This window comes from Streptomyces violascens, from assembly GCF_014649955.1.
Classification (GTDB): domain Bacteria; phylum Actinomycetota; class Actinomycetes; order Streptomycetales; family Streptomycetaceae; genus Streptomyces; species Streptomyces violascens.
Map to the genome: position 1 here is coordinate 1 of NZ_BMUA01000067.1, position 4069 is coordinate 4069.

Consider the following 4069-nt stretch of genomic DNA (forward strand, 5'->3'; position numbering starts at 1 on the left):
GTAGGCCAGACGACGCGATGCGAGGAGGCACCCTGTGAGATCTATAAGGCTCACAGGGTGCCTCCCCAGGTGGGCGGGGGTGGACCTGTGAGGTGGAGCTCGAGGCCGTACCGGTGCGGGTGGTTTCGGCGTCGAACGCCGCCGTGTGCTGAGTATGTCGGCCTAGTGAGCTGAGTCAGAGGTTCCTCGCCGATTCGCCAGCCGCCGGGCCCTGTGTCCCTTGTCTGAGGAGCAGCGTGCCGGAGGTCGGTTGTCGTGTGGACGAACCTGTGCAGGTGCAGTTGGCGACCGTACTCGGGGATGCCTGACGCAAAAAAGCCCATGGCTTGATCGCTCTGGTTTCGCAGATGCCCAGGTGGTCCAGGATCAGACCGACTTGCACTCATGTCTGTGTCTCTCGTGATTGCTTCGGTTAAGTGCCTGATCGGCGATCGGGAGCCGAGCCCATGAGCGCGCAGGTGACAACGGCGAGAAGGAGCATTGCTGTGTCCAAGAGCCGTGATCTCGGGGCGGTTGCGGTGCTGGGCGGCGGTGTCGCAGGGCTGACCGCGGCACATGAACTCGCCGAACGCGGATACCGCGTCACGGTGTACGAACGCAACGACATACTCGGCGGAAAGGCCCGCAGCATGGACGTCCCGGGCACCGGCACCGGCGGGCGTCTCCCGCTGCCCGGCGAGCACGGCTTCCGCTTCTTCCCGGGGTTCTATCGCAATCTCCCGGACACGCTGCGCCGAATCCCGTATCCGAACAGGTCGGGCAGCGTTCACGGAAATCTGGTGAACGCCCCCGAGTGCCTCGTGGCCCGCGGCGGCGGCCGTCCGAACTTGCGGTTTCCGGTCCGTACGCTGTTGTCGTTACCCGCTCCGGCGTCGCTACTGCCCGGCACTCTGGTGGAAAGCCTGGCCGGGCTTCTGGACACCTCGCTGCACCTGCCGCCCACCGAAGTCGCTCACTTCCTGGGCCGCCTCCTCGTCCACATCACCAGCTGCGAGATCCGGCGGATCGAACAGTGGGAGACGGTCCCGTGGTGGAAATTCATCAACGCCGATGTCATGTCACGGGAGTATCAGCAGCTGCTGGGCGTCGGGATCACCCGGGACCTCGTCGCCATCCAAGCCCAGGTTGCGAGCACACGCACCGTCGGCCGCCTCATCCAGGCGTTCCTCTACAACCTGGTCGGCCGCGGCAACGACGGAGAGATCGACCGGGTGCTCAACGCGCCGACCAGCGAGGCATGGATCACGCCCTGGGAGGACTATCTCCGCAGCCTCGGCGTCGAGTTCGAGTTCGGCACCGCAGTCGAAGAGCTCGTCTACGCCGACGGCCGGATCACCGGCGTCAGAGTGACGTCCACCAGCACCCCAGAGGGCCGTACAGTGGCCGCCGATCACTACATCAGCGCCATGCCCGTCCAGGACGCCCGCGTCTGCTGGGGCGCCGATCTCCGCGCTGCCGATCCCCAGCTCGCACGCTGCGACCGGCTCCAAACGGCCTGGATGGTCGGCATGCAGCTCTACCTACGTACCCGCACGCCCCTCGTGCGCGGGCACGTAATCCACGTGGACTCGCCGTGGGCACTCACTTCGGTCAGTCAGGCGCAGTTCTGGAAGGGGCGTGACTTCCGCTCGACCTACGGGGACGGAGAGGTGGCCGACTGCCTCTCCGTGGACATCTCCGCGTGGGACAAGCCGGGGATCCTGTACGGGAAGCCCGGGATCAAGTGCACCCCGGACGAGGTGCGCCGGGAGGTGTGGGCGCAGCTCAAGGCCGGGTTGAACGGTGCCGGGCGGCAGGTGCTCGCCGACGCGGACCTGCACTCGTGGTTCGTGGACCCGGCGGTGACCGGCCTCGGCGGACCCTCGCCCGCCAATCGTGAGCAGCTGCTCATCCACCCCGTGGGCACCTGGTACGACCGGCCTTCGTGCCGCACGGCGGTGCCGAACCTGTTCCTGGCCGGCGACTACGTCGCCACCGACATCGATCTCGCGACGATGGAGGGTGCGAACGAGTCTGCGCGGCGAGCGGTCAACGCCCTGCTGGACACGGACGGTTCGACCGCACCCCGCTGCCGGGTCCGGCGACTCTACCGTCCTCCTGAGCTGGCCTTCCTCCACAAGCTCGACGAGATCAGGTACCGGACCGGCCTGCCCAATCTCTTCGACCGTGGCCGGTTTTCCCGGTGAGAGACTCCTCCCCACGGAGCGCAGGGCCGGCCCAGCTGACGGCTGCCGATCTGGCGAGGAATCTCTGACTCAGGTCACTAGTTCAGAGGAGTGCATCCCTTCTGCTTCCGCCAGGCGGGCAGGAATCTCGACCGGAGCCCGCCGGACGGGCACCGGTCGCCAGTTCCCCACACCTCGCAGAGTCGCGTCATGACCACAACTGACGATCTCCAACGGGCGCTGACGGCGCTGAGTGAGGACCTGACGGCGGGCCAGTGGATCCCTCACCGAAGTGAGCGCGAGCTCGCCTCACACATCGCCATCGGCCTACAGACCCCTGCCGGCGAGAAGCCCGAGAATCTGCACGACGTCGTCCGTGCCGCCTTTCACGTGGTGGGCCCCAACGTCGCCACGCCTTCGATGACGAACGGATGTTGGGCCGCCACCACGCTGCGCTGCGCCGCCGTCCTCGAACCAGCCCGCGTCGCCAACAGCGACGAGGGCCACCTCGTGGCCGCGCAGGTGCTCAATCTCTGCGTCGAGGTGGCGGCTCGGTGAAACCCGCCCGCCCCTACGGGTGGTGCCGTTTGCCGTACGCCGCCTGAGCCGTCCCCTCATCGGTGACGGCAGTAATCCGGTGGGCCACGGTGGGCACGAAGCCGCCGCCGAGCAGGAGGCCCAGGACGTCCTTGGAGCTGGCTCCCTCCCACCGGGGCCCCGGTACCTCGCCGAGGTGGTCCAGCAGCACCTTCTGTGCCGGCCTCAGTACCTTGTTCTGGCGTCGGTTCGCCTTGGTGTCGTATCCGTCGAACAGCGTGCTGAGGGCGGTGACCACGGCGGCAGACGGATGGTCGTCGGTGACGCTGATCGGGGCGAGCAGATCGCGGGGGATGCGGTAGCGGACCGAGTCCTGGAGCAGGTTCAATGGCGGCTCGAGCGGTGCCCCGTGGACGAGTGAGCCGTCTGTGGCACTGTCCAGGCCTTCGGCGCGCACTGTCGCGTACAGCGCGGCTGCCACCAGCCCGGTCACCAACTCGTTTGTGGGGAGGCCCAGTCCGTCCGGGGCTGTGGGGTGTTCTGCCCAGCGGTCCGGGCGCTGGTTCCGGTGCCAGGCCACCAGGCCCAGACTCCACGCGTGGCAGGCGGCGGCCACGTCATCAAAACGGATCCGCACGCCGTACGCCTCGGGATCGTCCACCATGGTCACCTCCATGATGTCGTCCGCCGCGACCCGGACCGCGGCGACACCCGAGGGCTCCTCGGCATCGTCGATGCGCACCGTGTAGGCGGCGGCCCGTCCCCGGCTGCCACGTCGCGCCGTTCGTCGTCCAGCAGCCACTGCGGTCCGGCGATGACGGCCAGGCGGGCTCGGGCAAGTCGACCTTCGCCGAGAGCGTGGCCGTCGACGAAGTGGTCTGTCTCGAATCTCTGCGGTGCGAGATCGGCGGGGATTTCTCTGTCAAGTTCAGCGTGTTGAAGTGAAGGAAGGCACTAGCTTGATCTTTAACGAATCTGTTCGCCCGCCTCCGTGACGGGCACAGAGAAGGCGGCGAACGCCAAGTCGTATGGCTGCACGGGTCCGATGGGGGATGCCGAGGAGGACCATCTCGTGTCCCTCGTGCTCGGCGGAGACCCCAACGAGCAATGCTCATGACCTGTGGATCGACCTCGGGTTGGATGCGAAGGGCGTGCCTTCCCGAGTGATCGACTTCTGCTCATCGAGTAGGCCGACGTTGCACCGTCGGTCGGGAAGGCACGCCCGTGCTGAGCGTAGTGAATGCGGATGGAACGACCGAGACTGGCTCCCTGATCGACGACATCGTCCGCGAGGGTGCGAGGCGGATGCTGGCCGTCGCTCTGGAGGCCGAAGTCAACGCCTATGTAGCCGAGTTGGCTGACCAGCG

The 4069-nt window shown here is 67.1% G+C and carries 3 protein-coding genes and 1 pseudogene; 3 read left to right on the forward strand and 1 reads right to left on the reverse strand.

The genetic code is table 11. The annotated features are described in order from the left end of the window. The first annotated feature begins 446 nt into the window (after positions 1 to 446). Positions 447 to 2186, forward strand: a complete 1740-nt coding sequence (locus IE206_RS41980; protein ID WP_189972020.1) for a hydroxysqualene dehydroxylase — start codon at positions 447 to 449, stop codon at positions 2184 to 2186. Positions 2187 to 2375: 189 nt separating this feature from the next. Then, the gene (locus IE206_RS41985; RefSeq protein ID WP_189972021.1) at positions 2376 to 2723 is read left to right on the forward strand and encodes a hypothetical protein; all 348 of its coding nucleotides are present in this window, start codon (positions 2376 to 2378) and stop codon (positions 2721 to 2723) included. Between the two features lie 13 nt (positions 2724 to 2736). Here IE206_RS41985 and IE206_RS41990 read toward each other — a convergent pair whose 3' ends face one another. Beyond that, positions 2737 to 3444 (reverse strand): hypothetical protein, encoded by a 708-nt coding sequence (locus tag IE206_RS41990; protein ID WP_189972022.1) that lies wholly within the window; start codon positions 3442 to 3444, stop codon positions 2737 to 2739. A gap of 482 nt (positions 3445 to 3926) precedes the next feature. Between IE206_RS41990 and IE206_RS41995 the strand changes: the two are divergent. Further along, positions 3927 to 4069 (forward strand): annotated as a pseudogene (locus IE206_RS41995) (IS256 family transposase); the annotation flags it as partial.

Coding starts and splice junctions, on each gene's coding strand:
- IE206_RS41980 (WP_189972020.1), top strand. CDS start 447: ATGAGCGCGCAGGTGACAACGGCGAGAAGGAGCATTGCTGTGTCCAAG.
- IE206_RS41985 (WP_189972021.1), top strand. CDS start 2,376: ATGACCACAACTGACGATCTCCAACGGGCGCTGACGGCGCTGAGTGAG.